The 22826-nt window shown below is 39.4% G+C and carries 17 protein-coding genes; 4 read left to right on the top strand and 13 right to left on the bottom strand.

The annotated features are described in order from the left end of the window. From CQA58_RS05000 to CQA58_RS04980, 5 genes are all read right to left on the bottom strand, one after another. The coding region (locus tag CQA58_RS05000) for an S-layer family protein (protein ID WP_147288607.1) at positions 1 to 7344 on the bottom strand (7344 nt) is incomplete at its 3' end. 253 nt (positions 7345 to 7597) lie between these two features. Continuing rightward, the gene (locus CQA58_RS04995) at positions 7598 to 8458 is read right to left on the bottom strand and encodes an SPOR domain-containing protein (protein WP_115569626.1); all 861 of its coding nucleotides are present in this window, start codon (positions 8456 to 8458) and stop codon (positions 7598 to 7600) included. Between the two features lie 9 nt (positions 8459 to 8467). Continuing rightward, complete coding sequence (locus CQA58_RS04990) at positions 8468 to 9718, bottom strand: serine hydroxymethyltransferase (RefSeq protein ID WP_115569625.1); 1251 nt, start codon at positions 9716 to 9718, stop codon at positions 8468 to 8470. Next, on the bottom strand, positions 9715 to 11232 hold the full coding sequence (gene lysS / locus CQA58_RS04985; protein WP_115569624.1) for a lysine--tRNA ligase: 1518 nt from the start codon (positions 11230 to 11232) through the stop codon (positions 9715 to 9717). Before lysS ends, CQA58_RS04990 begins: the two co-directional genes overlap by 4 nt. Next, positions 11232 to 11909, bottom strand: coding sequence for a CvpA family protein (locus CQA58_RS04980; protein WP_115569623.1), 678 nt, complete (start codon positions 11907 to 11909; stop codon positions 11232 to 11234). Before CQA58_RS04980 ends, lysS begins: the two co-directional genes overlap by 1 nt. Positions 11910 to 12009: 100 nt before the next feature. On the opposite strand from CQA58_RS04980, the gene CQA58_RS04975 reads away from it, so the two are divergent. Next, positions 12010 to 13227 carry an apolipoprotein N-acyltransferase gene (locus tag CQA58_RS04975; RefSeq protein WP_115569622.1) on the top strand — a complete coding sequence of 406 codons (1218 nt, stop codon included), beginning with the start codon at positions 12010 to 12012 and terminating at the stop codon, positions 13225 to 13227. 96 nt (positions 13228 to 13323) lie between these two features. Beyond that, positions 13324 to 14034, top strand: coding sequence for a hypothetical protein (locus CQA58_RS04970; protein WP_115569621.1), 711 nt, complete (start codon positions 13324 to 13326; stop codon positions 14032 to 14034). Positions 14035 to 14047: 13 nt separating this feature from the next. Here CQA58_RS04970 and CQA58_RS04965 read toward each other — a convergent pair whose 3' ends face one another. The 4 genes from CQA58_RS04965 to CQA58_RS04950 are packed head-to-tail and all read right to left on the bottom strand — an operon-like array spanning position 14048 to position 17695. Beyond that, on the bottom strand, positions 14048 to 14539 hold the full coding sequence (locus CQA58_RS04965) for a phosphatidylglycerophosphatase A family protein (protein ID WP_245942769.1): 492 nt from the start codon (positions 14537 to 14539) through the stop codon (positions 14048 to 14050). Further along, the gene (locus tag CQA58_RS04960) at positions 14505 to 15677 is read right to left on the bottom strand and encodes a sulfate adenylyltransferase (RefSeq protein WP_115569619.1); all 1173 of its coding nucleotides are present in this window, start codon (positions 15675 to 15677) and stop codon (positions 14505 to 14507) included. Before CQA58_RS04960 ends, CQA58_RS04965 begins: the two co-directional genes overlap by 35 nt. Then, complete coding sequence (locus CQA58_RS04955; protein ID WP_115569628.1) at positions 15640 to 16542, bottom strand: response regulator; 903 nt, start codon at positions 16540 to 16542, stop codon at positions 15640 to 15642. The genes CQA58_RS04960 and CQA58_RS04955 overlap by 38 nt, the downstream gene beginning before the upstream one ends. Continuing rightward, positions 16517 to 17695, bottom strand: coding sequence for a bifunctional 2-C-methyl-D-erythritol 4-phosphate cytidylyltransferase/2-C-methyl-D-erythritol 2,4-cyclodiphosphate synthase (locus CQA58_RS04950; RefSeq protein WP_115569618.1), 1179 nt, complete (start codon positions 17693 to 17695; stop codon positions 16517 to 16519). Before CQA58_RS04950 ends, CQA58_RS04955 begins: the two co-directional genes overlap by 26 nt. Before the next feature lie 143 nt (positions 17696 to 17838). Here CQA58_RS04950 and CQA58_RS04945 point away from each other — a divergent pair, with 143 nt between their 5' ends. Then, a complete protein-coding gene (locus CQA58_RS04945) occupies positions 17839 to 18939 on the top strand; it encodes an Mrp/NBP35 family ATP-binding protein (protein WP_115569617.1) in 1101 nt (366 codons plus the stop codon). Positions 18940 to 18950: 11 nt separating this feature from the next. On the opposite strand, the gene CQA58_RS04940 is transcribed toward CQA58_RS04945, so the two are convergent. From CQA58_RS04940 to CQA58_RS04925, 4 genes are read right to left on the bottom strand one after another with little or no spacing between them, the layout of a single operon-like run. Continuing rightward, the gene (locus CQA58_RS04940) at positions 18951 to 19928 is read right to left on the bottom strand and encodes a glycosyltransferase family 2 protein (RefSeq protein WP_115569616.1); all 978 of its coding nucleotides are present in this window, start codon (positions 19926 to 19928) and stop codon (positions 18951 to 18953) included. Positions 19929 to 19942: 14 nt separating this feature from the next. Next, the gene (locus CQA58_RS04935; RefSeq protein WP_115569615.1) at positions 19943 to 21013 is read right to left on the bottom strand and encodes an LptF/LptG family permease; all 1071 of its coding nucleotides are present in this window, start codon (positions 21011 to 21013) and stop codon (positions 19943 to 19945) included. Further along, a complete protein-coding gene (pth, locus tag CQA58_RS04930) occupies positions 21010 to 21561 on the bottom strand; it encodes an aminoacyl-tRNA hydrolase (RefSeq protein ID WP_115569614.1) in 552 nt (183 codons plus the stop codon). Before pth ends, CQA58_RS04935 begins: the two co-directional genes overlap by 4 nt. A 2-nt stretch (positions 21562 to 21563) precedes the next feature. After that, positions 21564 to 22100 (bottom strand): 50S ribosomal protein L25/general stress protein Ctc, encoded by a 537-nt coding sequence (locus tag CQA58_RS04925; RefSeq protein WP_115569613.1) that lies wholly within the window; start codon positions 22098 to 22100, stop codon positions 21564 to 21566. A 171-nt stretch (positions 22101 to 22271) separates the two neighbouring features. Here CQA58_RS04925 and CQA58_RS04920 point away from each other — a divergent pair, with 171 nt between their 5' ends. After that, a complete protein-coding gene (locus CQA58_RS04920; RefSeq protein WP_115569612.1) occupies positions 22272 to 22805 on the top strand; it encodes a tetratricopeptide repeat protein in 534 nt (177 codons plus the stop codon). Positions 22806 to 22826 lie beyond the last annotated feature (21 nt).

The raw sequence follows: 22826 nt of genomic DNA, 5'->3' as shown, positions 1-22826 counted from the left end.
CGCAGTTGAAGTGCCATTGAAAGCAATATCTCCTGTGATTTTCCCTACTGCACTCTCTCCTAGAGTAATTGCTGTGGTTGCACTATCACTTGAAGTGATATCTCCAGTGATACTTGAAGTCCCATTGAGGATAAGTGTTGTGCTTCCTCCAGAGTTTACAATCCCTGTTGTGTTTAGAGATGAGTTATCTGCTAGAGTGATATTTGAAGTTCCAGCTGTGTTGCTGAATGCTCCTGTGATATTTAGGCTTGAGCCATTTGCCAGAGTTGCACTCATCGCTCCTGCATTGCTAAGTGCTTGGAGATTTAGCTCTGTGCTATCAGCCAAATCAAAAGTGATTCCTTGATTTGAGCTTACGCTTACCCCACTTGCACTGCTGATTGTAGTTGCTCCATTTGCAAGAGAGAGGGTGTTGTTGGTTGAACTAGTTCCCAAAGTCAAATCACTAAGAGTATTGCCACTGCCTACAATCTTTAGGGTTGCTTGATGTGTGCCACCATTGAATGAGGCTGTAAGGTTGCCTTGAGTGATTGCTCCTATTTCTGCATAGACATCTTGACTTGAAGCATCTAGCTTGAGAGTATTGCTTGTGCTTCCACTAGCATTAAGGAATTGGATAGCTGTGCTAGAGTTTTGCAAAGTAAGGGCATTAGAGGTGGAATCTAGCAATGAGAGGGTATTGACACTTACCTCTCCACCTTTGAGAGTAGCTGTCCCTGTGGATTGGAGATTGGCTTCCCCTCCTGAACTGCTCAATCCTGCAATACTCAAATCTGAACTATTTTGCAAATCAATGATTAACTCTTGATTGTTTGCAATTTCAAATGGCGAGGTAATACTGTTTCCTGTGCTTGTGAAAGAAAGTGTGTTGTTTGTTGAACCGCTCTCATCAAACTCTACACCTGAGAGATGATTACCACTAGCTGAGAAAGTAAAGGTTTTTGCATTTCCTCCAGCACCAAATTTTAGTCCTACTGAGCTATTGTTAGCAACTGCTGAAGTGATTGTTGCATTTACACCTGCACTTGTCTGAGCATCAAGGATAATTGTCCCTGTGATAGTGCTATCTGTGGAGCTAAGAGCATTGAGTGTGTTTGTCGCTCCTTGGAGGGTGAGAGTGGAGTTATTGGCTTTGAATGTAACATCTGCACTTGTTACATTGCCTGTAATTACTCCATTGACAACTTGTGTGGAGTGATTAGAATCTCCGACATTGATTGTCGCTGTTCCTGTTTGTGCTGGATCTTCACTAGTCCCTGCTCCAAATCCTCCTTGAAGTGTAGCACCATCTCCTAAGAAGTTGAGGGTGTTTGTAGCTGTGGTTTTGAGTTCTCCCACTCCTTCGCTTCCATCTGTGAGTTTAAGAGTAGAGTAATCGCCAAGGTTAATAGTGTTATTGACTCCTCCCACTCTGCTTATAGCCATTGTCCCTGTGATTGCTTGAGCTACACTATCTGCACCACTGACATTGATGATGTTTGTCCCACTTGTGAGTGTGATGACATCTCCCATTGTGGCAGTATCAAGGAAATTGATTGTGTTTGTTCCTCCATTAAGTGTGATGCTTCCATTGAGTTGTGAAGTCCCTTCTCCACCACGCAAATTGATGATACTTTTACTTGTCCCTGAGATAGTAAAAGATTGTCCCCCACTTCCTAGAGTGGCTGTGATATTATCCCCCTTTTGTGTCCTTTGGAAATCAATAAGCAGGGTTGAACCATCTGCAAAAGTAATATTGCTCTTGCTTTCTCCAGCTCCATTTTTGCCTATCACTTGTAGATTTCTTGTCCCACTTCCACCAATTGAGATTCCTAGAGTTTGCCCACTTGCTATATTGATGGCATCAGTGCCATTTCCTAGAGTAATAGTAGAATCTCCTGTTCCCTCAAATCCAAAGATGAGTGATCCGCTTGTGTTGAGATTGATAGATGTAATCTCTGCTCCTGCTGTATCTTTCATCAAAATTTTTGCATTTTCTACATTGCTTGTCGCCGTAGTGAAAGTGTTGTTTGCCCCTTGTAGGGTAAGGGTAGAATTGTTTGTTTGGAAAGTTACTCCTGCATTGCTTACATTGCCTGTAATAGCTCCATTAACAGATGTGTTTGCATTGTTTGTATCTCCAACATTGATTGTAGCTGTTCCACCATCGTTAGCTCCAAATCCTCCTTGAAGTGTGGCATTATCGCCTAAGAAGTTGAGAGTGTTTGTTTTATCGTCAGCAGATGAAGTGAGTGAAGCGTTTTGAGTGTCTCCATCAACAAGTTGAAGAGTAGAGTTGTCTTTGAGATTGATGATGTTGGTTACATTGCTAACCCTATTGTTTTCATCTGTTGTAGCTACATCTACAATCCCTGTAATTCCTTCATAGACATTGATTGTGTTTGTTCCACTCTTAAGGTTGATATTTGAGAGTTTGGCATTACCGATGAAATTAACGGTATTGTTTCCACCATCAAGTGTTACTCCCCCTGAAAGGCTAGAAGTCCCAGCTCCACCACGAAGATTGATGATGCTATTACTTCCATCTTCGATTGTAAAACCACTGCCATTGCCTAGAGTAGCTGTGATGTTATCTCCTGCTTTTGTCTCTTGGAAATCCACGACTAGAGTTGAGCCAGAATTAAAGGTGATATTACTACTATCTTTTCCTACCACTTTGATTTCTCTTGTCCCACTTCCACCGATTGAGATTCCTAGAGTTTGTTTATCGCCAATTGTAATAGCACTACTTCCATCACCAAGAGTGATTGTAGAATTTCCTGTCCCCTCAAATCCAAAGAGCAGAGAACCACCATTAGAAGAATCAAAACTTAGTGTTGTGATTTCAGCTTGTGCTGTGTCTTTCATTACAATCTTTGCATTGGTTGCATTTGTTGTTACAGAGCTGATTGTATTACTAGCCCCTTTGAGCAAGAGAGTAGAGAAATGGACTTGATCTGCAGGATTTACTCCACCACTGAAGCTTACATTTGTTCCACTGATTGCATTGTTGATTGTTACAAGCGTATCACTTGGGCTAGAAGCATCAGAGCTTAGGGCAAGTGTGAGGTTTCTGCCTGAAGCATTGATAGTATCAATGGTTGTGCTTCCACCACTAACTGCTAGGGTGTTGTTTGTCCCAGTGTCATTGCTATCAACTAAAACTTGCTTGATAGTATTCTCTCCACCCGTGAGAGTGAAAGTTTTAGCTCCATTTGTAGTCCCATCATTATATGTGAGATTAAACTTTGTTCCCTTTGCAGTGTCATTGAGTGTAACATTGCTAGAGCCATCTCCCATAATCAAAGTGTTGATTTGAGTGTCTGTGGCATTGGAAGTGAGAGTGTCAATAGTTGTCGTGGTGTTTTTGAAAGTGAGAGAGGAATTAGAGTTTGAAACCATATCAAGGTTTGTGAGTGTAATTGTTCCATTTCCACTTAAAGTCGCACCATTTGTAGCATCTTCTACTCTAAGAGTTGTAAAGCCATTGCTTCCTGTAGTAAGTCCATTTGTAAGTGATAGTTCTGTGCTGTTTTTGAGTGTGAAAGCTAGGGCTTGAGTTGCACTATTTCCCACAGAGATATTGCCTTCAATCGTAGTTTTTCCACTATTGAGGTTTAGAGTGTTGTGAGTGGATTGATTGCTTCCTAGAGAAAGGGCTTTGAAAGTATTATCTCCACTATTTAAGGTAAGTGAAGTGCTTCTATCCTCTCCACCATTGAAGACTAAAGTGAGGTTGCCTCCATCGACTTGACTTTCAATCGTTGCATTGACAGCATTACCCAAAGAAGAGTTAAGAGCAAGGGTGTTACCATTTGTTGCTGTTCCTGAAGTCAATGTGTTAATAGTGGTATTTGCATTTTGCAAAGTCATTGATGTGCTTGTAGTGGCATTGAGGTTTAGACTTGTAAGCTCTACATTACCACCTTTGAGAGTTGAGTTTGCTGTGGCACTTCCATTTACATTGATAACCGAAGTTCCTGCATTGCTCCAGCCATTTGTAGTAAGAGCTGTGTTTGTAAGGTTGATATTTAGCTCTTGTCTCTCTCCTACACTGATGGCTTCAGAGATTGTCGTGTTGCCAAGGGCTGTGAGATCTAGGGTGTTGTTTGTAGAATCCTCTCCTAGAGTGATTGACTTGAGAGTGTTTCCAGTGAGAGAAGAGATTTTTAGGGTAGCACCTTTAGTCTCTCCTTTTCCATTGAAATTTACTACTAGATTTCCACCATTTATAACACTATCGATGGTTGTGTTATTGGCTTGAGTTGTCCCATCAATGACTAGAGTTGAAGTCGATGTGCTTCTAGTGCTAGGAGCATAGGCTGTGAGGGTGGAGATTTGGTTTGTTTCTCCTTGTAGAGTGAGAGTTCCATTGCCTATAAAAGTGAAATAGTTTGCTCCATTGCCTGATTTAGTAATATTGTCTGTAGTAGTAAGGTTATTGGCAAGAGAGATGTTATTGCTTCCACCTGTTGCACTAATCTCTCCGCTAATGGAGTTTGTTCCACTTCCTGCAAAAGTAATGACATTTTTTGTATCTACTGTTCCACTTCTGCTTACAGATACTCCTCCCTCAATCACACCACTATTGCCAGTATAAATATAGTTTTCTACAAAACGATCGTTACCAGTCTCTGTATTAGTCGAATCTGCTTTGACACCATCTGTGATAGTAAGATTTTCTACATTGATATAGTTTCCTCCCATTACGATGTTTTCTATAGTAAGTGAAGTGATGTTGTAAGTCCCTTTGGCTGTATGAGCATCAGACATAAAGGTGGAGGCGATATTATTTCTTTTGATAGTTGCACTATCAATGATACTAGCATTATAGCCACCATTTTGCGTGATAAGATTTGCTCCAATAATGTTGCTTCCATAGCTTGCACTTACCGCACCTAGAGTTTTTGTCCCATTTCCTGAAGTAGAATTGAAGCTTAGGGCATTGAAGTTTTGAGTCGCATTAGAAAAAGTTGTCCCATTCGCTGAAAGAGCTGAGAGATTGAGAGTATTGGAATCTGCTCCTAGCAAAAGAGTATTGTTGGAGTTAGTGCCATAATTTGAACTGGTATTATCTACCTTGATAGAAATTTCCTTGCCACTTTCTCCAAGTGTAGTAGATGTCCCTGTAAGGACAAGGAGGTTATTATGCCCACTTGTGGGACCAAGAGGATTACTTACTGATATTGAGATATTGCCTTTGATTGTAGTAGTCCCATTAATATTGATATAGTTTAATCCCTTTTCTCCTGTGCTGATGGCGTCAGTGATTGAAATACCACTATTGTCTCCAAAGATAAAATTTCCATTTACTGAATAAGTGGATTTCACAAATTCAGCGACAAATCCACCTTGGATAGAAGGGGTATTGGCATTACCAAAAAGAGCAGTGTTGTAACCACTGCCATTGCCATCGCTATCTCCTTGAGTGATAAGATCTTTTCCAATGATATTAGTCCCAAATCCTGCATTGACTGAAGCGATTGTCGCTGTTGTTGTGCCACTATTGATGCTTAGGGCATTGAAGTTTTGTCCTGTTGTTGCATTAAGAGAGCCTATTGCAGAAAGTTCTGAAAGATTGAGAGTATTTTGCGTTGCTCCCAATAAAAGAGTATTTAGAGAATTTCTATAATTGTTTGTTCCACCATTATCTACTTTGATAGAAATTGCATTGCCATCTTCCCCAAGTGTAGCAGATGTTCCTGTGAGGACAATGAGATTGTTGTGTCCTTCAATTCTATTTTGTGTATCTCGAACAGAAGATAAAATTTTTCCTTTGATTGTGGTGCTTCCATTGATATTGATATAGTTTGCACCCCCTTGCCCTGTGCTAATAGCATTTGAAGTATTATCTGTCCCGAGAGCGAAATCGCCATTTGCTGAATATGTGCTTTTCACAAATTCAGCAACGGGATTGCTGAAAGTTTTTTGCTTGTATGCACCATTTTCAAAAAGAGCATTGCTATAAACAACTGAAGAATTTGAAGAATTGTAGGTCGCAAGGTTTTTACCAATAATATTGCGTCCAAGTCCTGAACTGATAGCATTGATAGTAACTTTTGTAGTAGAAGCCGTATCGTCGTTGAAGCTTAGAAGATTGAATGTTGCTATAGAGGAATTTCCTGACCAATCTCCTGATGTGGACATAGTGCCAATCTTGGCTGTGGTATTTGCTCCAAAGACTAAGACATTTTTTGAATAGTTTCCATATGCTATATTTTTTTGACTTGCTTCCATATCAATTGCACTATCATCACTGCCTTTAAGTGTGGCTGAAGTAGCTTGAGAAAATACAAGCTCAGTAATTGCTTCATTTTTGCTCCAAATCTTGCCTTTAACACTTGCATTATCAGCAAAAACAATCTTCATTTTTTTTGTAATTTTATATCCCCAATCTCCAGTAGTCGTTATGGAGTTTGCAGATTTAACTCCAAAGATTGAAGTTGTGTGGTTATATCCTGTTTGGTTGTCAAAGCTAATATTTCCTACTTCTGTGTTGGAGAGATAAAGGGTGGCATTACCACTTGCTTTGATATTGCCATTTATTGTAGCTAGATTTGTCATGGTGGTTGTCCCACCTGTAAGACTGACATTCCCCGTGATAACTCCATTGTCAAGGAAATTTAAAACATTTGTTCCACCACTAATAGTAACAACATTGCTAGTGCTAGTACCACTATTGCTATTGATATATGTAAGTTTATTGATTGTGCTATTTCCCTTGCTGGCAGTAAAGCTCCCAATGCTTCCACCACTTTCAAAAGAGATGATATTTGTGCTATTTTGAGTAATGCTTAGTGCCCCAGTAATTTTTCCTGCATTGCCTGTAAAATACATTTCTGTTGAAGCTGAACCATCAAGCGTTACACTTCCACTAATTCCCTCCCCTCCAAATTTACCAATATTTGTATTTCCACTCCCACCTCCTGTTTTAAAATCCCCTACTAGAGCATATCCACTTGTAACTCCTGAGAGGTCAAGTGTTGTGATTTTTCCTGTGACACTAGATACTTTTGAGGGGCGAAGTTCGATTGAGGTTGCAGTGAGTGTCGTTGTGCTTGTGAGGGTAAAGTTTGTAACTTCATTACTTGCTTTAATGTCGTAAGCATCCCCATTGACTGCTCCCGCATTTGTAGCATCGCTATTAAAAACAAGCACAATTTTTTTGCCTACAAGACTTGTATTATCTGAAGCCTGAGGAATGAAAGAGTTATTGCCATTATTTGTCCATTGGATTCCAAAAACGCTAGAATTTACAACTTCTCCATCAAGACTGAAAGTAGGATCTGTCGCTACTGCCACACTAAAGCCCAAAGCCAAAGCAAGGGAACTTGCGATAAGGGGTTTGAAGCTAGATTTTTGCATTGCCCCCCCCCCCCATAGTCGTATTTTTCTTATTCTGTATTCTCATTATAAACTCCTTTGTAAGAATCCTAAAATTTAAATTCTTGAATTCTAGCAAAATTAAATCAATGACAAACACAAAAAGTGGGTAAATAAAAGCTTATTTTTTGTGGGGGGGGGGGGGGCAAATATCGGTATCTAGGGAGTTTGAGAGAATTTGATATCTTTGTAATTTTGTGGATATTTTGAGAATGATTGAGGAGTGGCGTAGAGATTAGCGAATCTCTACGATAACAGGTTTGTTGATCTCAAGTGTGATTTGGTTGATTTTGCTTTGGGCGATTTCTCTGCTTGGGAAAGGTCCGATGAGATAGCGAGTCAAAGTCTTTCCATTACGCTGGATTTTGTCGGTTTTGTAAGAGAAGTTTTTGAGCTTGTCAAGGAAGCTTTTTTGTGGTGTTCCTCCAAATACACCGACTTGTAGATAAAATCCTTTGGGTGTAGAGCTTTCTACGGATTGGAAAAGTTGAGAAGCACTCTTGCTAGAAGCTTTGGCTTGAGGTTGTTTATCTTCTTTTGCTTGAGGTTTTGGGACTGGGGCAGATTTTTTGGATTCTGCGATTTTGGGCTTGACTTCTTTTGGGGCTTTAGCTTCTTCTTGAGCTTTGGGAGTGTTTGAGTCTTGAGATTTGCTCTCTTTGGGCTTTGTATTTGGCTCTTGCTGAGGTGTTGGCTCTTGGAGTTGCAAATCGATTTTTTCTGCTGTGATTGTTTCTGTGGGGGTTTGTGGGGCTGGGGCAGGTTGTTTCTTTTCTGTGATGTGAGGTTTGCTCTCCCCTTGTGAGTGTTTGTTTTTGAGATCGGCAATCAATTTGTCGAAATCCTCTTCTTGTTGAGAGGGTTGAGTGTCCTCTTTGATAGGTGTAGGGCTGAGCTTTTCAAGCTCGATTTCTAGCTCACTGAATTCAGGGTTTTTGGGCTTTGCATCTCCTTTGGCAAGCATAAGAGATGAGACTCCAAGCACTCCAAGTAAGACAACAGAGGCAACAGCAATGAGGATAATCCTCTTGCTAGACTTCTTTTGAGGTTTTTCCTCAAGACTATTGATTAAAACTTCATCAAGATTGTTTTCCATTTTTACTCCTTAGTAGATTGGTTGATTGTAGATTTTGAATTTTTGGCTGAAGGCTTTGACTTCTTCCCAAACCCTCTCTTGAACTTGAGGGTTGTGAATCTCATCAAGAACTTCAGCGATTTTTGTAGCGACAAATCTAAAGTCGTCTTCTTTCATCCCTCTAGCTGTAAGAGCAGGAGAGCCAAGTCTTATCCCACTTGTGATAAAGGGGCTACGAGTTTCTCCAGGGACGGTGTTTTTATTGACTGTGATTCCTGCTTTGCCAAGAGCAAGATCAGCATCTTTTCCACTGAAATCTTTTTGCAAAAAGTCCATAAGGATAAGATGATTTTCTGTGCCATTTCCTACAAGCTTGTATCCTCTTTGCATTAGCACTTCTGCCATTGCATTGATATTGAGCTTGATTTGTTTGGCATAGGTTTTCCACTCAGGCTTGAGGTTTTCTAAGAATCCCACAGCTTTGGCTGCGATGATGTGCATAAGTGGCCCACCTTGAATACCAGGGAAGATTGCTTTATCAATCTTACTTGCGATTTCTTCATTATCAGTGAGTATCACTCCACCTCTTGGCCCTCTTAGGGTTTTGTGAGTGGTGGTGGTTACAACATCACAATAAGGAAAGGGATTGGGGTATTCATCTGCTACGACAAGTCCTGCCACATGGGCGACATCTCCCATAAGGATAGCCCCCACTTCATCAGCAATCTCTCTAAACTTGGCAAAATCTAGTTTTTTGGTATAAGCACTAAATCCACAGATGATAAGCTGAGGTTTGATATAGTGAGCCATTTCTCGCACTTTTTCATAATCAATGCACCCATTAAGATCTACACCATAGCCAAAGCTTTGATAGATTTTCCCACTTGCATTCACTTTTGCTCCGTGTGTGAGATGTCCTCCATGACTCAAATCCATTCCTAAGATTTTGTCATAGGGTTTGAGAAGTGCATTGAATACTGCACCATTGGCTTGGCTTCCTGAGTGGGGTTGGACATTGGCAAAAGAGCAACCAAAGAGTTTTTTTACTCTCTCAATCGCAATTGCCTCAATCCCATCAACAAACTCACACCCTCCATAATATCGCTTATAAGGATAGCCCTCGGCGTATTTGTTGGTAAGGATACTTCCCATTGCTTCCATTACACTTGGGAAAGTGAAGTTTTCACTTGCGATAAGCTCCAAATGTGTGTTTTGTCGCTCAAACTCTTTTTCTATAAGAGAAAATATCTCCCTGTCTTGCTCTTGTAGATAAAAACTCATTGTTCGTCCTCCTTTTGCTCAATGGGTTCAAAGCGATTTTTTGCAGGTTTCATCGCAGGGAAGAGGATCACATCTTTGATGATTTTGTGATTGGTTAGAAGCATAACAAGTCGATCGATTCCAATCCCTTGTCCTGCTGTGGGGGGCATTCCGTGAGCCAAAGCCCATACATAATCTTCATCCATATATTGGGCTTCCTCATCTCCTGCATCTTTGGCTTTGACTTGCTCTCTAAACCTCTCTAGCTGATCAAGTGGATCATTGAGCTCACTAAATCCATTGGCGATTTCTTTACCACCGATGAAAAGCTCAAATCGATCAGCAATCATAGGATTTTCATCATTGCGTCGTGCTAGTGGGCTAATCTCCACAGGATATTCAGTGATAAAAGTCGGATTGATAAGCTTGTCTTCTACAAAGGCATCAAAGGCTTCACTTTGGAGCTGTCCATAGTTCATACTCTCTTGCACTTCTACATTTTGGCTTAGGAGATAGGAGTAGAGTTTGTTGCAATCATTGATAATCTCTTGGGGGATTCCTCCGATTTTGTGCAAGGCGTCTTTGTAACTTAGGATACTCACTTTCTCAAAGTCGATGATGTCTTCTCCGTGAGGGAGTTGCTTGGGGAGATTGAGAGAGGTGAGGAGATAGTCAAATAGCTCACGAGTTAGGGCGATTAAGTCTTCATAGGTTTTGTAAGCCCAATAAAACTCAATCATTGTAAATTCAGGATTGTGGCTGTGATCCATTCCCTCATTTCTAAAATTTCGATTGATTTCAAAGACTGCTTCAAACCCTCCGACAATGAGGCGTTTGAGATAGAGTTCAGGAGCGATTCTAAGATAGCGATCTACTTCTAGGGCGTTGTGATGAGTGATGAAAGGGCGTGCGTTTGCTCCCCCAGGGATTGGGTGAAGCATAGGGGTTTCAACCTCTAGGAATCCTTTGGCTTCAAAGAATTTACGGATATGAGAGACGATTTTGCTTCGAGTTTTGAAAGTCTCTTTGACATCGGAATTGACGATGAGATCAAGGTAGCGTTGGCGATAACGCAATTCAATGTCGCTTAGTCCATGAAACTTCTCAGGAAGTGGGACGATAGATTTTGTGATGATTTCTAGCTCTTTGGCATACAGACTTAGCTCACCGGTTTTTGTAAGAAATGGAAAACCTTTGGCATAGATGATATCACCGACTTCAAGGTGTTTTTTGAGAAGTTCAAAATGCTCATTTAAGTCGTTTTTGGAGAAATATACTTGCAAGACTCCACTCTCATCTTCTACTTTGATGAAACTTGCTTTCCCCATCCATCGCTCTAGCTTCACTCTCCCTACAACACTCTCGCTCACACTCTCATCTCTTTGCTCTTCTTGAGAAGATAGAGAGGAGAATTTTTGGATAAATTCAGCATTGGTTATCGTGCGTTTTTGTCCATTGGAGTAGGGGTTGAAGCCTAGTTCTCTTAGAGAGTTGGATTTTTGGATTCTTTGTTGGATATATTGGTTGTCAAACATTATTGTCCTTCCTGTGGTGTGGTTTGGGGAGTGTTGGGGGTTTGGGGTGCTTCATTGCTGATTTCTTGGATTGTTTGCTTGGTTTTGTCTAGGATTTTCTCTCCAAGCTCTTGAGTGTTTTCTATGGCTTTGTCTTCAAGCTCTTTTATCTCTTGCTTGACTTCTTGAGAATCTTTGGGGGCATTGGAGATGAGTTTGGAGCTGATGATACTTGAGGCGATACTTTCCATTGTGGGGTAAAGCTTGGAGTTGGATGCCCAATGGGTTTGCACACTTTGCATAAAGTCTAGTCTAAAGACAAGATGAAAGATAAAAGCAAGAGCCAAAAAGCTTTTTAATGCACCAAAGAGAGCTCCTAGGAGTTTATTGAGATAGTTAGGAAGGGCAGAAGTGGTGATTTTGTCTAAAATTTTTCCAAAGATAAAAAACACAATCACAATCATCAAAAAGATTGCGATAAAGCCTATGAGGGTATGAGCAGAATCTGAACCAAAGTCAATGATATTGGAGCTAAACCATTTGCCACTATCATAAGCAAAGCGTGAGGCAAAGAATATCCCACAAACAATCCCTAAAAACCCACAAAATTCTTTTGCAAAACCTTTGAGAAACCCCGTGATTGTCGTGATGATAATGATTGCTAAAAAGATAAAATCCAAATATCCTAATTCTACCATTGTGATTTTGCACTCCAAAATGTCAAGCTTAAATATTGATTTTATGGGAATTCTACAATAATATTGCAGAAAAAAGTAACTTTATGGCTTGGAAGTTGAAATGAATTGGATAAGTAAGATTTTTAAAGCATTATTTTGGGCTGTGATTTTTATCGCACCGATGTATGTTGTATGGATTTTTGAGAGAGTTTATAGCAAAGATCCTCCTTTGTGGATCAATAGCGTTTTGGGATTGTTGAGTGTATGGGTGTTTTTGAGTGTCAAAAAAGAGCTGAAGTGGGCTTTTGGCTTTTGGGTGGGGATATTGTGGTTTTATTGGATTGGATTTTCTTTTGAGTATTTTGGTTTTGCATATTTAATCCCCCTCATTGCTGTGGCTGTGGCGTGTATCTATATGGTGATTTTGGCTTTGTCTTTGTGGAGTGAGGACTTGATTTATCGTGGGGTGTGGCTCTTGGTGCTAAGCTATATCCACCCTTTTGGTTTTGATTGGTTGGTGGTGGATAGCTTCTTTGCATATAGTTACTTTGGGGTAGAGAAGTATGAGTTTGCTCTTATTATCTTAGGAATCCTATTGCTAAAGAGAGTAGAGTGGAGGATTTTTGGAGTTTTGAGTTTGGCAATGGCACTAGATATCGCAAGTGCAAAGACAGAGGGTGTGCCTTTTGATGTGGAGCTTATAGAAAGTCATTACTCTCAAGACTTCAAATGGCAAAGAGAGAATGCTAGAGCGATGACAGAGGAGTTGGTGGGGAGAATTGGGGAGGAGATAGGGAGGGAGAAGAGTTTGATTATCTTGCCTGAAACGGCTTTTCCTTTTGTGATAGAAGGGAGTGCGTATTTTGAGAGATTGAGAGAGCTTAGCAAAAAAGCGACTTTGGTTGTAGGCTCGATGAGGAGGGGAGAGGGAGGAGTGTATAACTCAATTTATGTTTTTGCAAACCAAAAAGTGCAAATCATTGATAAAGTCATCTTAGCTCCTTTTGGAGAAAAAATCCCTTTGCCTCAATGGATTGCAAAATACCTAGAGAGCGTGTTTTTGGGAGAGGGAGGGGTTAAGATACTTTCAGGAAATGCTTTTGGAGAATTTGAGTTTGGGGGAGAGAAGATTAGGGCTGTGGTGTGCTATGAGGGGACAAGCCCAAAGGCTTATGAACTTGCTCCTAAATATATGGTAGTGATTAGCAATAATGCGTGGTTTGGCTCAAGTATTGAGTCTTCACTGCAAAAAAATCTGATGAAATATTATGCTAGGAAAAACCATACAACGATTTTACACGCAAGTAATGGATCAAGAAGTTTTGTGATTTTTCCCTAAAAAGTATTAAAGATTTTTGAGGTTTTGTCGATAGTTTCTCAAAAGTTTATTGCAAAAGATATAATTTGCAAAAATATTTCACTCTAAGGAGCAAAAATGAAAAAAGTTTCAAAGCTTTTTCTTGCCACGATGATGGCGATTGGGATTTGCTATGGAGCACCTGCTAAGCCTTCAGGAAATGTGGTAAGCAATCTTCAAAAAGGTTCTGTTACAAATGGTGCAAAGGCAAGTGGAAGCCTTAATCGATGGATGATTTTTAATGAAGGTTTAGTGGGAGGTTCTTGGAGCAAGATTGGGCGATCTGAGTTTATCTCTGTGGATTTGGGGTATTCTTCATATATTGCTACTATTGCGACACTTGGAGGATTGAGAGGAGTTTTTGGGATTGATTTTGAGTTTCCTTTGTATCTTTCAGCCAAAGGACAAACCAATGCTCTAAGCACACATAGAGGGTTTTCTGATGTGTTTGGTTGGGGAGCGATTGTGCCTTTGAGTGCAGGGATTGATGTCAATGGATTTTTTCTCAAAGGTTTGGTGGGTTACTCCTATCATAGTATCCAAGAGCGATTTGACGTAGGAAGTGTCAGCAATGCTGAAATGACGGTGCAATATCACGGCGTGGTTTATGGAGCGTCTTTGGGATATAAGATCAAAAACATTTTGGCATTCAAAGCTGAGGCGTTGTTTGGAAATCTTCAAAATGATTGGAGAAATACAGATAATGCAATTCTTTCAAGTGAAGATATCAACAAAAACAAAAACTACAATTATATGAAGTTTGGAGCTTCTGTTTCTATCATCTTCTAAGAGGGTTTCCCTCTTATACCCCCAAAAAAATCAAAAGTTTATGAATCCCACCCACACATAATCCAGCACAAACACCTGCTAGGGCATCATCTCCGACTACTCCCAAACCCCCTTTGACTTCTCTATCAATTTTGCCGATAAATGAGGGTTTGGTGATGTCAAACACTCTAAAAAAGACAAAGCAAAGCAAGGTATTGAGCCAAGTGAAAGGAGCGATAGAGAGGGCAATCCATACTCCCACAAGCTCATCAATCACGATACTTTTATCATCGTGTTCTCCCCCATTTTTCTCATAAATATCAATCTCTTTGATTGCAATCCCTCCAAGCAAAATGGCAAGAAGAAAAAGCGTGTTATTTGAGAAGTTTAAAATTGGCAAAGCCAAAAGAGTGGCAAGCAGACTCCCTGCTGTGCCTGAAGCTTTGGGGAATTTCCCACTATAAAAGAGAGTAAGAAAAAGCATACGCATTTTATTTGACATGGTAGAGATAAGAAAGCCTTTCATAAAATCGCTCATCACTCTCTTGGATTAGTCCATTTTGTGAGATTAAATCATAGTAGAGTTTGTTGAGCTTTTTGGGTTGGTTGGGGAAGAGATGAGCCAAAATCATTGCTGAAACTTCCTTTCTCATAAACACTTCAGGGGGCATTACACCCATTTTGAGGAGTTCAAAAAAGTTTTTGGAATTATAAGCGATGTGATGATGTGTGCCGTGGGGACAGATTTTTGTGTTTTTTATGGTGTTGCAAATATCACAATAAATATATTCACTCAAAAGCTTAATATCAAGCTTGATTCCTTGGATATTGTCCATAATCGTGCAGATTTGATTGCCCTCATAAAATGTGCTTAAATCCGAGCTTCCAAGACTTGCGACAAATTCTGTACAACCATAGTTTTTGCAAATGAGGGCGTTGAGAATCATACGATTTTGCCCTGCAAGAAGATAGGTGTAATCAAGAGGGATAATGAGGATTTTGTGAGAAGGCAAGAAATTATCCACCACATGTTGCACACTTCTTAGACGCAAAGAGTAGGGGAGTAGCCAATTATTATGATGGGGCAAGAAGATAATAAGCATATCATTTCTCATAAGGCTCTCTTGCAAGATTTTCTCATGCACCATATGGATTGGGTTTGCATTGAGCATTACACCACAAATCTTTTTGGCTTTTAGCTCTTTGATTTTGTTTTTGATGAGCTGTTTGTTTTCTTTGATTTTGTGGGTATTGACTTTATATTCTCCATACACACCATAATTCCCTAGTCTTTGATAAATCCTTGCAGTATCAGGATGTCCTAAATCTCCCCCCATAATTTTTTTGATTCGCTCATCTTTGTTGAGAGGGAAAACCTCTCTGATAGTCATCTCTCCTACTTTGTTTTTTTGCACACAAATATCTACTTCTTGACCAATCTTAAGCTCTTTCATTACTTCTTGATTGCGTTTTCCATTGGGGCTGAGGATAAGAGGAGCAGGAAAAGAGCAACCTTTGAAAAGTCCGCTTTCATTGACTTCTTTGATTTGCTCTTGATTCATCAATCCTTCCACTGGGAGCAAAATCCCCTCAGCTACCATTTCTAGGATTGATAACGCTTCTTGGTCAATGTGTATCTGCTTCTTTTTTTCGCTCAAGTCCATATCTTTTTCTTTTCTCCCATAGATTCTTTCGGCTAATTCCCATTTTTTGGGCTAACTCTGCATCAGAATAGTGATTTTCAAATTTTTGAATAATACACTTTTCATACTCTTTAATCGGTAGGATATTTCCCTCAAAGTCTGATTTAGCATTTTTGCATGACAAATTGACAACTTGAGGAAAATCTACCGGATCATTTGTTACGGTTGATACAATAACATTTTTTCCTGCAATTTTGCTTAACATTTCTTTAAATTCACTTTTTTTTAGGTTTTCTGAATGTGTGATATATAAAATCGTGTCTTTATCGGCATTTTGCAAGCACTCTTTCCAACGATAGAATTTGAGAGTAGAGAAGTGCATTGTGAGTTTTTTGTCTCTTGCAAATTTGATTGCATACACATCTGCTGCTCTTTGAGAATCGCTCCTTATCACAAAGGGAGGGTAGAATTTGGCTGTATCTAGTGGGGAGATTTCACTCTCCAAAAATGAAAAATACTCTTCATAAAAAATCAGCTGTTTGCTTAGCATCTGAAAGTCTTTTTGATGCTCTATCTTTCGCATCAATTCATCGATCATAAAGGGCTTGAGGATATAGTCCTTTGCCCCTGCTTTGAGGGGTTTGGTTACGGTGTCTTCGCTTACATAGGCAATCATCATAATGATAATAGCTTGAGAGTTTTGACGGATAAACATTTCACAAAGTGAGCCTCCAGCATTGGAAGAGAGCAAAATCACATCAGCTTTCTCTCTTTGCATTGCCTCATGGATTGTAGAAACGATATGGCACTCATAACCTGCACTCTCTAGTCTTGTAGAAATGCTTTGTGCTAGATAGATTTCATTTTCGATAATTAAGACATTCATCACTTTTACTCCAATCAATAAATTGCATACTCACACTACTCATCACACATACTCCTTCTTTTCTGCCAACAAACCCTAGATTCTCTCCTGTGGTGGCTTTGATATTGATTTTGTGGAGAGGGAGGGAGAGGAGAGAGGAGAGACTTTGTTTGATTTGGGTTTTGTAGGGTGAGATTTTGGGGAATTGAGCCAAAATGGTAATATCAAGATTGATGATTTCATAGCCCACACTTCTTGAAAAATCCACTATCTCTTTGGCTAATTGCTTAGAATCAGCATTTTTGTAGGCTTCTTGTGTATCAGGAAACCACTCTCCAATATCTCCTCCTCCAATCGCTCCCAAAATCGCATCAATCACAGAATGTAACACCACATCTCCATCGCTATGGGCTTTGAATCCTAGAGGTGAGTTGATTTCTACTCCCCCTAGCACCATTACTTTACCCTCTTCAAAAGCGTGAATGTCTAGCCCATTGCCTACAAAGATTTGCTTTGAGGGAAGTGGAAGGGAGAGGGATTGCAAGTCTTGAGGGGTAGTGAGCTTGTTCATCAAAGGAGAGCCTTGAGTGTAAATCACTTCTTCTTTGAGTGAAAAAATCGCACTGCTTTCATCGCTAAAATCTTGATCTTGCAAGAGGGCAGTTTGCAGGATTTGAGTTTTTGAGAGTTGTGGGGTTTGGATAAGTTTTAGCTGTGAGCGAGGAGGGAAATAGCCTTGAGTGCAAAAGATTGTATCCACTGCTTCTAGGGCAGGGGCGATACAAGAGGCAGAGGGGTTGTGATAGAGAGTGGAGAAAAGCTCTTGTATGACTTGAGGTTGGATATTCCACCTTGCAATGTCATTGATTAGCACATAAGGGGTTTTGACTTGCTCTAGGGCGTTTAGGATAGAGAGGGAGCGAGTGTTACCCCCGCATACGACTTGCTCTTGGGTGTAGCTTTGCATATAAGAAAGCTCTCTTTTGGAAGCAGTGAGGATAAAATGAGTGAATCCAAGAGAGAGGAATCGTTCATATACGATTTGCCATAGGGGTTTTTGCCCACTTCTAAGCCATTGTTTTTTGGGGAGGTTGTGATGAGAGAAGCGAGTAGAATCTCCTGCACCCAAAAGAATTATGGTTGTATTTTGTTTAAAATGTGATATATAGTCCATTATATTCATTCTACCTTGTTACACCAAAGAATTTCGGTGAAGTATTTTTGGTTAATTTTACAAAACTTTTAAGCTTTGAAGATAAAAAGCCTAAAAATGCGTTGGGAAAATGAGTAATTTTGTAAAAAAAGAAAGGAAAAAAGATGACAAAAGATGAGATTTTGAAAAAACTCTCTGAGATAAAATATGCAAATTTTGATAAGGATATTGTGAGCTTTGGCTTTGTCAAATCCCTTGAATGTGGGAATGGAGAGGCAGTGGTAAAACTAGAAATCCCCTCAAGCAATCCTGAAGTTTCTCAAGAGTTGTTACAAAAAGTTACACAGACTCTCAAAGAGTGTGGATTTGAAAAAAATGAGGTGGAAATCAAAACCCCACAAATCCAAGAAAAGAAAGCAGTGAAGAAAAATATCGCTCCACAAATCAAGCATTTTGTAATGGTGAGTTCAGGTAAGGGAGGGGTTGGAAAATCCACTACAAGCGTCAATCTTGCTATCGCTCTAGCTCAAAGTGGTAAAAAAGTAGGATTATTAGATGCAGATATTTATGGCCCAAATATCCCTAGAATGCTAGGACTTAATCAAACTCGCCCCCAAGTGAGTGAGGAGCTAAAAAAACTTGCACCCCTCAAGGCTTATGGAGTAGAGATGATGAGTATGGGGGTATTGTATGAGGAGGGACAAAGTCTGATTTGGAGAGGTCCGATGATTATGAGAGCTATTGAGCAACTTCTAACAGATGTGCTTTGGAGTGAGCTTGATGTGCTAGTGATTGATATGCCACCGGGCACAGGAGATGCTCAGCTTACTTTGGCTCAAAGTGTGCCTGTGAGTGCAGGAATCACAGTTAGCACTCCTCAAAGTGTGAGCTTAGATGATAGTGCTAGAAGTTTGGATATGTTTAAAAAGCTCAATATCCCAATGGCAGGGATTATTGAGAATATGAGTGGATTTATTTGCCCTAATTGTGGAGAAGAGTATGATATCTTTGGTAAAGGCACGACAGGGGCATTGGCTGAGAGTTTTGGCACTCAAGTCCTAGCTCAAGTCCCACTAGAGCCAATGGTGAGAGAGGGAGGAGATAGCGGTAAGCCTATTACATTCTTTCACCCCACAAGCAAAAGTGCTCAAGAATATCTCAAAGCTGGGCAAAAGCTAATTGCGTTTTTAGATGAGGTGGAGCAAAAAGGTGGGGTAGATAATACCTCTATCCAACCCACTCAAGATCATTCTCACTTGCACTAAGAAGAGAGAGTTTAGGCTTTTAAAAGTCCTAAACTCATTATATAAACCAAAATCTTTCTGTAAGCAACAATTTTCTTTTTTGGAGATTTTGTTGCTTTAATGGCTTTAAGTAAATTTCCAATATAGTTTTTTTGTTTTTTTGCACGAGTAATCCAATAGGAATATTGCGTTTCTCTTTTGTGATTGGAGAGAATTTGGATAAGAATTTTTGCTTGATTGTGTGCTAGTGGATGAATATCTTTGATTTTCTCTAGCATTAGGATTGTTTGAGAAAAGCCTTGAATCGCAGATTTGTGGCGTTTGAGATTGTTTAAATCTCTAGTGATAGAACTCTGATTTTTGTAGTAATAGTGCAATACATTTTCTATCCCATAATAGTTTTTGGCAAAAAGACAGATGATAAAAAATTTTAGTGCATCTTCTGCCATATTGATTTTTGGAATTGATTGAAAATGAGTATCAAGAAAATCAATTACTTTGCTGATAAGAGATTTGTGATAGGTTTTGTTCCAAATCATCCAATGGAAGCTAATCTCTTCAATAATTTTGGGTTGTTGATATATTCCAAGAGGTGATGTGATAAGGCAATTTCCTTTTGTGGGTTGTGGAGTAATCTCTGAAGAGAATCCCAAGATGTCAATAGCCCCCCCCCCCTTGATTGTTTCATAGAGAGTTTGACACATTGAGTGAGAAAGAAAATCATCACTATCTAAACAGATGATGTATTCTCCTTTTGCAATCCTCTCTCCTGCAATCCTTGTAAAAAATAATCCTAAATTTTTTGGATTATGGATGATTTGAATCCTGCAATCATTTTGGGCATATTCTTGAGCAATTTGAATTGCGTTATCCCTTCCACAATCATCCACCACAATGATTTCAATATTTTCAAAAGTCTGCTTAATACAGCTTGTCAGACATCGTGAGATGTATTGCTCTGTATTATAAACAGGGATAACAATAGAGAAAAAAGGACTAGAGCTTTGCATTTTGTGCTATCTCCTTATTGATGAGAATTTAATCGAGCATAGCTTAGAAGCGAGAAAATAAGCAAAAGAGCAAAGGGGAGCAAGACTCCAAATTCAGGGTGGATAATCCCACTAATGCTAAGCTTTGAGATTGAGAAAAATGCCCCCCAAACCATAAGGGAGAAAATCACAAGAGCAAAGGTAAGCAGGGCGAGGTTACCATATCGTGCAAGTGAGGGGATATAAGAGGCGATGATGATGATTGTAAGTGGCACAAAAAGTGGCACGATGATAAAGCTATAAAGAATCGCCCTCACTTTCTCAAAATCAATCTTTTGAGAGATGAGGATTTTGGCTGAGAGGATTGCATCGATGATTGAAACTGTGGGTTTGTCTTTGCTAAAAGTATCTAGCACTTTGGGGCGAAAGTTTTTGAGGATTTTGAGTTGTTTGATTTTTTGGTGCTCCAAAACCTCTTCATTGAAAGAGAAGCGATTGTTATCAATTTTAATTAGTTCAGCATTTTCTAGCACCCAAAAATCATTCTCAAAAGTAGCCTTATTGGCTTGGATAAATGTGGTGAGCTCTCCATTTTTTAACTCAAAGACTTTGATATTTTCAGCACGATTAAGTAAGGGATAGACTTTTTGAAAATACACATAGTCTTGATTGTATTTGACAAAAATATCTTCTTGGGCATTTTGGAGAGCATTTTTATTGACAATCACTTCAGCTTTTTCTTGTGCATAGACAAAGGGTGTGGCATTAAGCCCAATATAGCCACAGATGATAAGAGAGCTTAGGATAAGAAGAGGGGAGAGGATTTTTCTCCTTGAATATCCCAAAGCTAGGAGGGCTGAGAGTTGAGAGGATTTCAAAAAATTGATATAAAAAAGGATACTTCCAAGCACCAAAGAGAGGGGGAGAGTATAGTTGAGTGCATAGAGAGCGTCATAGAAGAAGAAAAGAATGATAAGGTTTGCTGAATCAGGAAGCTTGTCGGCGTATTTGATCGTATCTGCTCCCAAAAAAAACATTTCCAATGCCAAAAAGATGATGAAAAAATATTTCATATAATTTTTGCCAATAAATAAAAACGCTTTCATTGTCCCACTTTGTGAGTGAAGTGATTTTGCAAATAGGATAAATCTCTGTGAGTGATAAAGTGCATTAGGGCTTGTGAGCTTTGAGTGATGAGGTGATTTGGAGGAGAGGTAAAATCAGAAAGCACATAAGAGGCGACTTGCTCTTTCCTCTCTGGGCGTCCAATCCCACAGCGAATACGCACATACTCACTCCCACAAAGAGCATCAATGGACTTTAGCCCATTGTGTCCTCCATTGCCTCCACCCCTCTTAAATCTTAGCTCATCTAAAGGCAAATCTAAATCATCGTGAATGACGCAAAATTCTTGGATTTTGTAAAAATGCAAAACCTTTTGCACTGCTTCTCCTGAGAGATTCATAAAGGTTGTGGGTTTGCAAAGAATGATTTGGGAATTTTGTGCTAACTCACTGACAAGCTTTTTGTCTTCAGAAAAACTAAGGTTAAATTCTTTGGCTAGAGAATCTAAGACTAGAAATCCAATATTGTGGCGATTGTTTGTGTATTGCCGACCAGGATTCCCTAGTCCGACAATGAGAAGTTTTTGCATAATTACTTAGCTTTGATGACACCAACGACTGCAACAGAGTCTTTCTCAAGGATTTTTACACCCTCATTTTGTGGCAAATCTCTCACTAAGATTGCATCTCCTGTATCAAGATTAGTTACATCAAGATCATAGAAGTTTGGCAAGTTTTCAGGGGCACTTTGCACTGCTACTCTTTTCTTAGAAATCATCAAAACACCCTTGTTTTTGAGTCCTTTTGCACTTCCGTGAGTTTTGACAGGGATTTTGTATTTTGCAACTACACCCTTTTGAGCCATCATCAAATCAACATGTAAAATGTCGTTTGTTACAGGATCTTTTTGATACTCTTGGATAACTACTGGGATTTCTTTCCCACCTACTTTGACAGGGAATACCAAAGTGCTTTTGCTTTTCACTGCTTTGATAAAATCATTGCGTTTAAACGCACAATGAATATTCTCTTGCCCTTTTCCGTAGATATTGGCAATTAGATAACCATCATTCTTCAATGCTTTTGCATTGGATTTTGAAATACTCTCTCTAATTTGTCCTTCTAACATTTTGTGTCCTTTGAAAATTGGAATAAAATTTGCAATTATATACGCATTTTCATAATTTAGTTGCAAAAAGATGAGAATCTAAGTATAGTTACAAAGGTTTTCTTGCTTTTTGTCCTTGCAAATCCTCTATATAAGGGGTTTGTAAAATTTTTGGGAGGTTAGGAATAGAATATGATTAAGAAGGCTTGTATTATTTTGGCTTGTATGGTTTCATTGCTCTTTGTGAGTTGTGGAAAAAAGATTAACCCCTATGATGTAGGGACAAAAGCGTATATGTTTGGTGATTATCATAAGGCTTTTTTAGTCTATTCAGAAGCTTGTAATGAGGGTGATTCATTTATGTGTTATAGCACAGCAAGAATGTTTGAGGAGGGATTATCTGTCAAACAAGATCCAATGAAAGCATACAAGCATTATGTCAAAGCTTGTAATGGTGGGATTGGGATTGCTTGTAATGCGGCTGCAAAAATGCTTAAAGAGGGTAAAGGAATTCGTCAAGATCTCAAACAGGCCATAGAGTTTTATATGATGGCTTGTAATAATGGATTGGCTTTGGGGTGCTATTCTGCTGGGACAATGTATTACAATAAAGAAGGTGCACCTGAAGATAAGGCAATGACAAAAGAGCTTTTTGGAAAAGCGTGTGATTTTGGAGATCAAAAGGGGTGTGAAGTTTATAGAAAGCTCAATGAGGCAGGTTATTAACCCCTTCTAAGATAAGGGGAG

The sequence above is a fragment of the Helicobacter brantae genome (genome assembly GCF_003364205.1).
Lineage (GTDB): Bacteria > Campylobacterota > Campylobacteria > Campylobacterales > Helicobacteraceae > Helicobacter_G > Helicobacter_G brantae.
Note: the sequence above shows the minus strand (reverse complement) of the source record. Positions and strands in the feature narration are given on the sequence as shown.

Excerpts from the sequence above, each read along its gene's own strand:
- CQA58_RS04995 (WP_115569626.1), bottom strand. The coding sequence starts at position 8,458 with ATGGAAAACAATCTTGATGAAGTTTTAATCAATAGTCTTGAGGAAAAA.
- CQA58_RS04990 (WP_115569625.1), bottom strand. The coding sequence starts at position 9,718 with ATGAGTTTTTATCTACAAGAGCAAGACAGGGAGATATTTTCTCTTATA.
- lysS (WP_115569624.1), bottom strand. The coding sequence starts at position 11,232 with ATGTTTGACAACCAATATATCCAACAAAGAATCCAAAAATCCAACTCT.
- CQA58_RS04980 (WP_115569623.1), bottom strand. The coding sequence starts at position 11,909 with ATGGTAGAATTAGGATATTTGGATTTTATCTTTTTAGCAATCATTATC.
- CQA58_RS04975 (WP_115569622.1), top strand. The coding sequence starts at position 12,010 with ATGAATTGGATAAGTAAGATTTTTAAAGCATTATTTTGGGCTGTGATT.
- CQA58_RS04970 (WP_115569621.1), top strand. The coding sequence starts at position 13,324 with ATGAAAAAAGTTTCAAAGCTTTTTCTTGCCACGATGATGGCGATTGGG.
- CQA58_RS04965 (WP_245942769.1), bottom strand. The coding sequence starts at position 14,539 with ATGAAAGGCTTTCTTATCTCTACCATGTCAAATAAAATGCGTATGCTT.
- CQA58_RS04960 (WP_115569619.1), bottom strand. The coding sequence starts at position 15,677 with ATGGACTTGAGCGAAAAAAAGAAGCAGATACACATTGACCAAGAAGCG.
- CQA58_RS04955 (WP_115569628.1), bottom strand. The coding sequence starts at position 16,542 with ATGAATGTCTTAATTATCGAAAATGAAATCTATCTAGCACAAAGCATT.
- CQA58_RS04950 (WP_115569618.1), bottom strand. The coding sequence starts at position 17,695 with ATGGACTATATATCACATTTTAAACAAAATACAACCATAATTCTTTTG.
- CQA58_RS04945 (WP_115569617.1), top strand. The coding sequence starts at position 17,839 with ATGACAAAAGATGAGATTTTGAAAAAACTCTCTGAGATAAAATATGCA.
- CQA58_RS04940 (WP_115569616.1), bottom strand. The coding sequence starts at position 19,928 with ATGCAAAGCTCTAGTCCTTTTTTCTCTATTGTTATCCCTGTTTATAAT.
- CQA58_RS04935 (WP_115569615.1), bottom strand. The coding sequence starts at position 21,013 with ATGAAAGCGTTTTTATTTATTGGCAAAAATTATATGAAATATTTTTTC.
- pth (WP_115569614.1), bottom strand. The coding sequence starts at position 21,561 with ATGCAAAAACTTCTCATTGTCGGACTAGGGAATCCTGGTCGGCAATAC.
- CQA58_RS04925 (WP_115569613.1), bottom strand. The coding sequence starts at position 22,100 with ATGTTAGAAGGACAAATTAGAGAGAGTATTTCAAAATCCAATGCAAAA.
- CQA58_RS04920 (WP_115569612.1), top strand. The coding sequence starts at position 22,272 with ATGATTAAGAAGGCTTGTATTATTTTGGCTTGTATGGTTTCATTGCTC.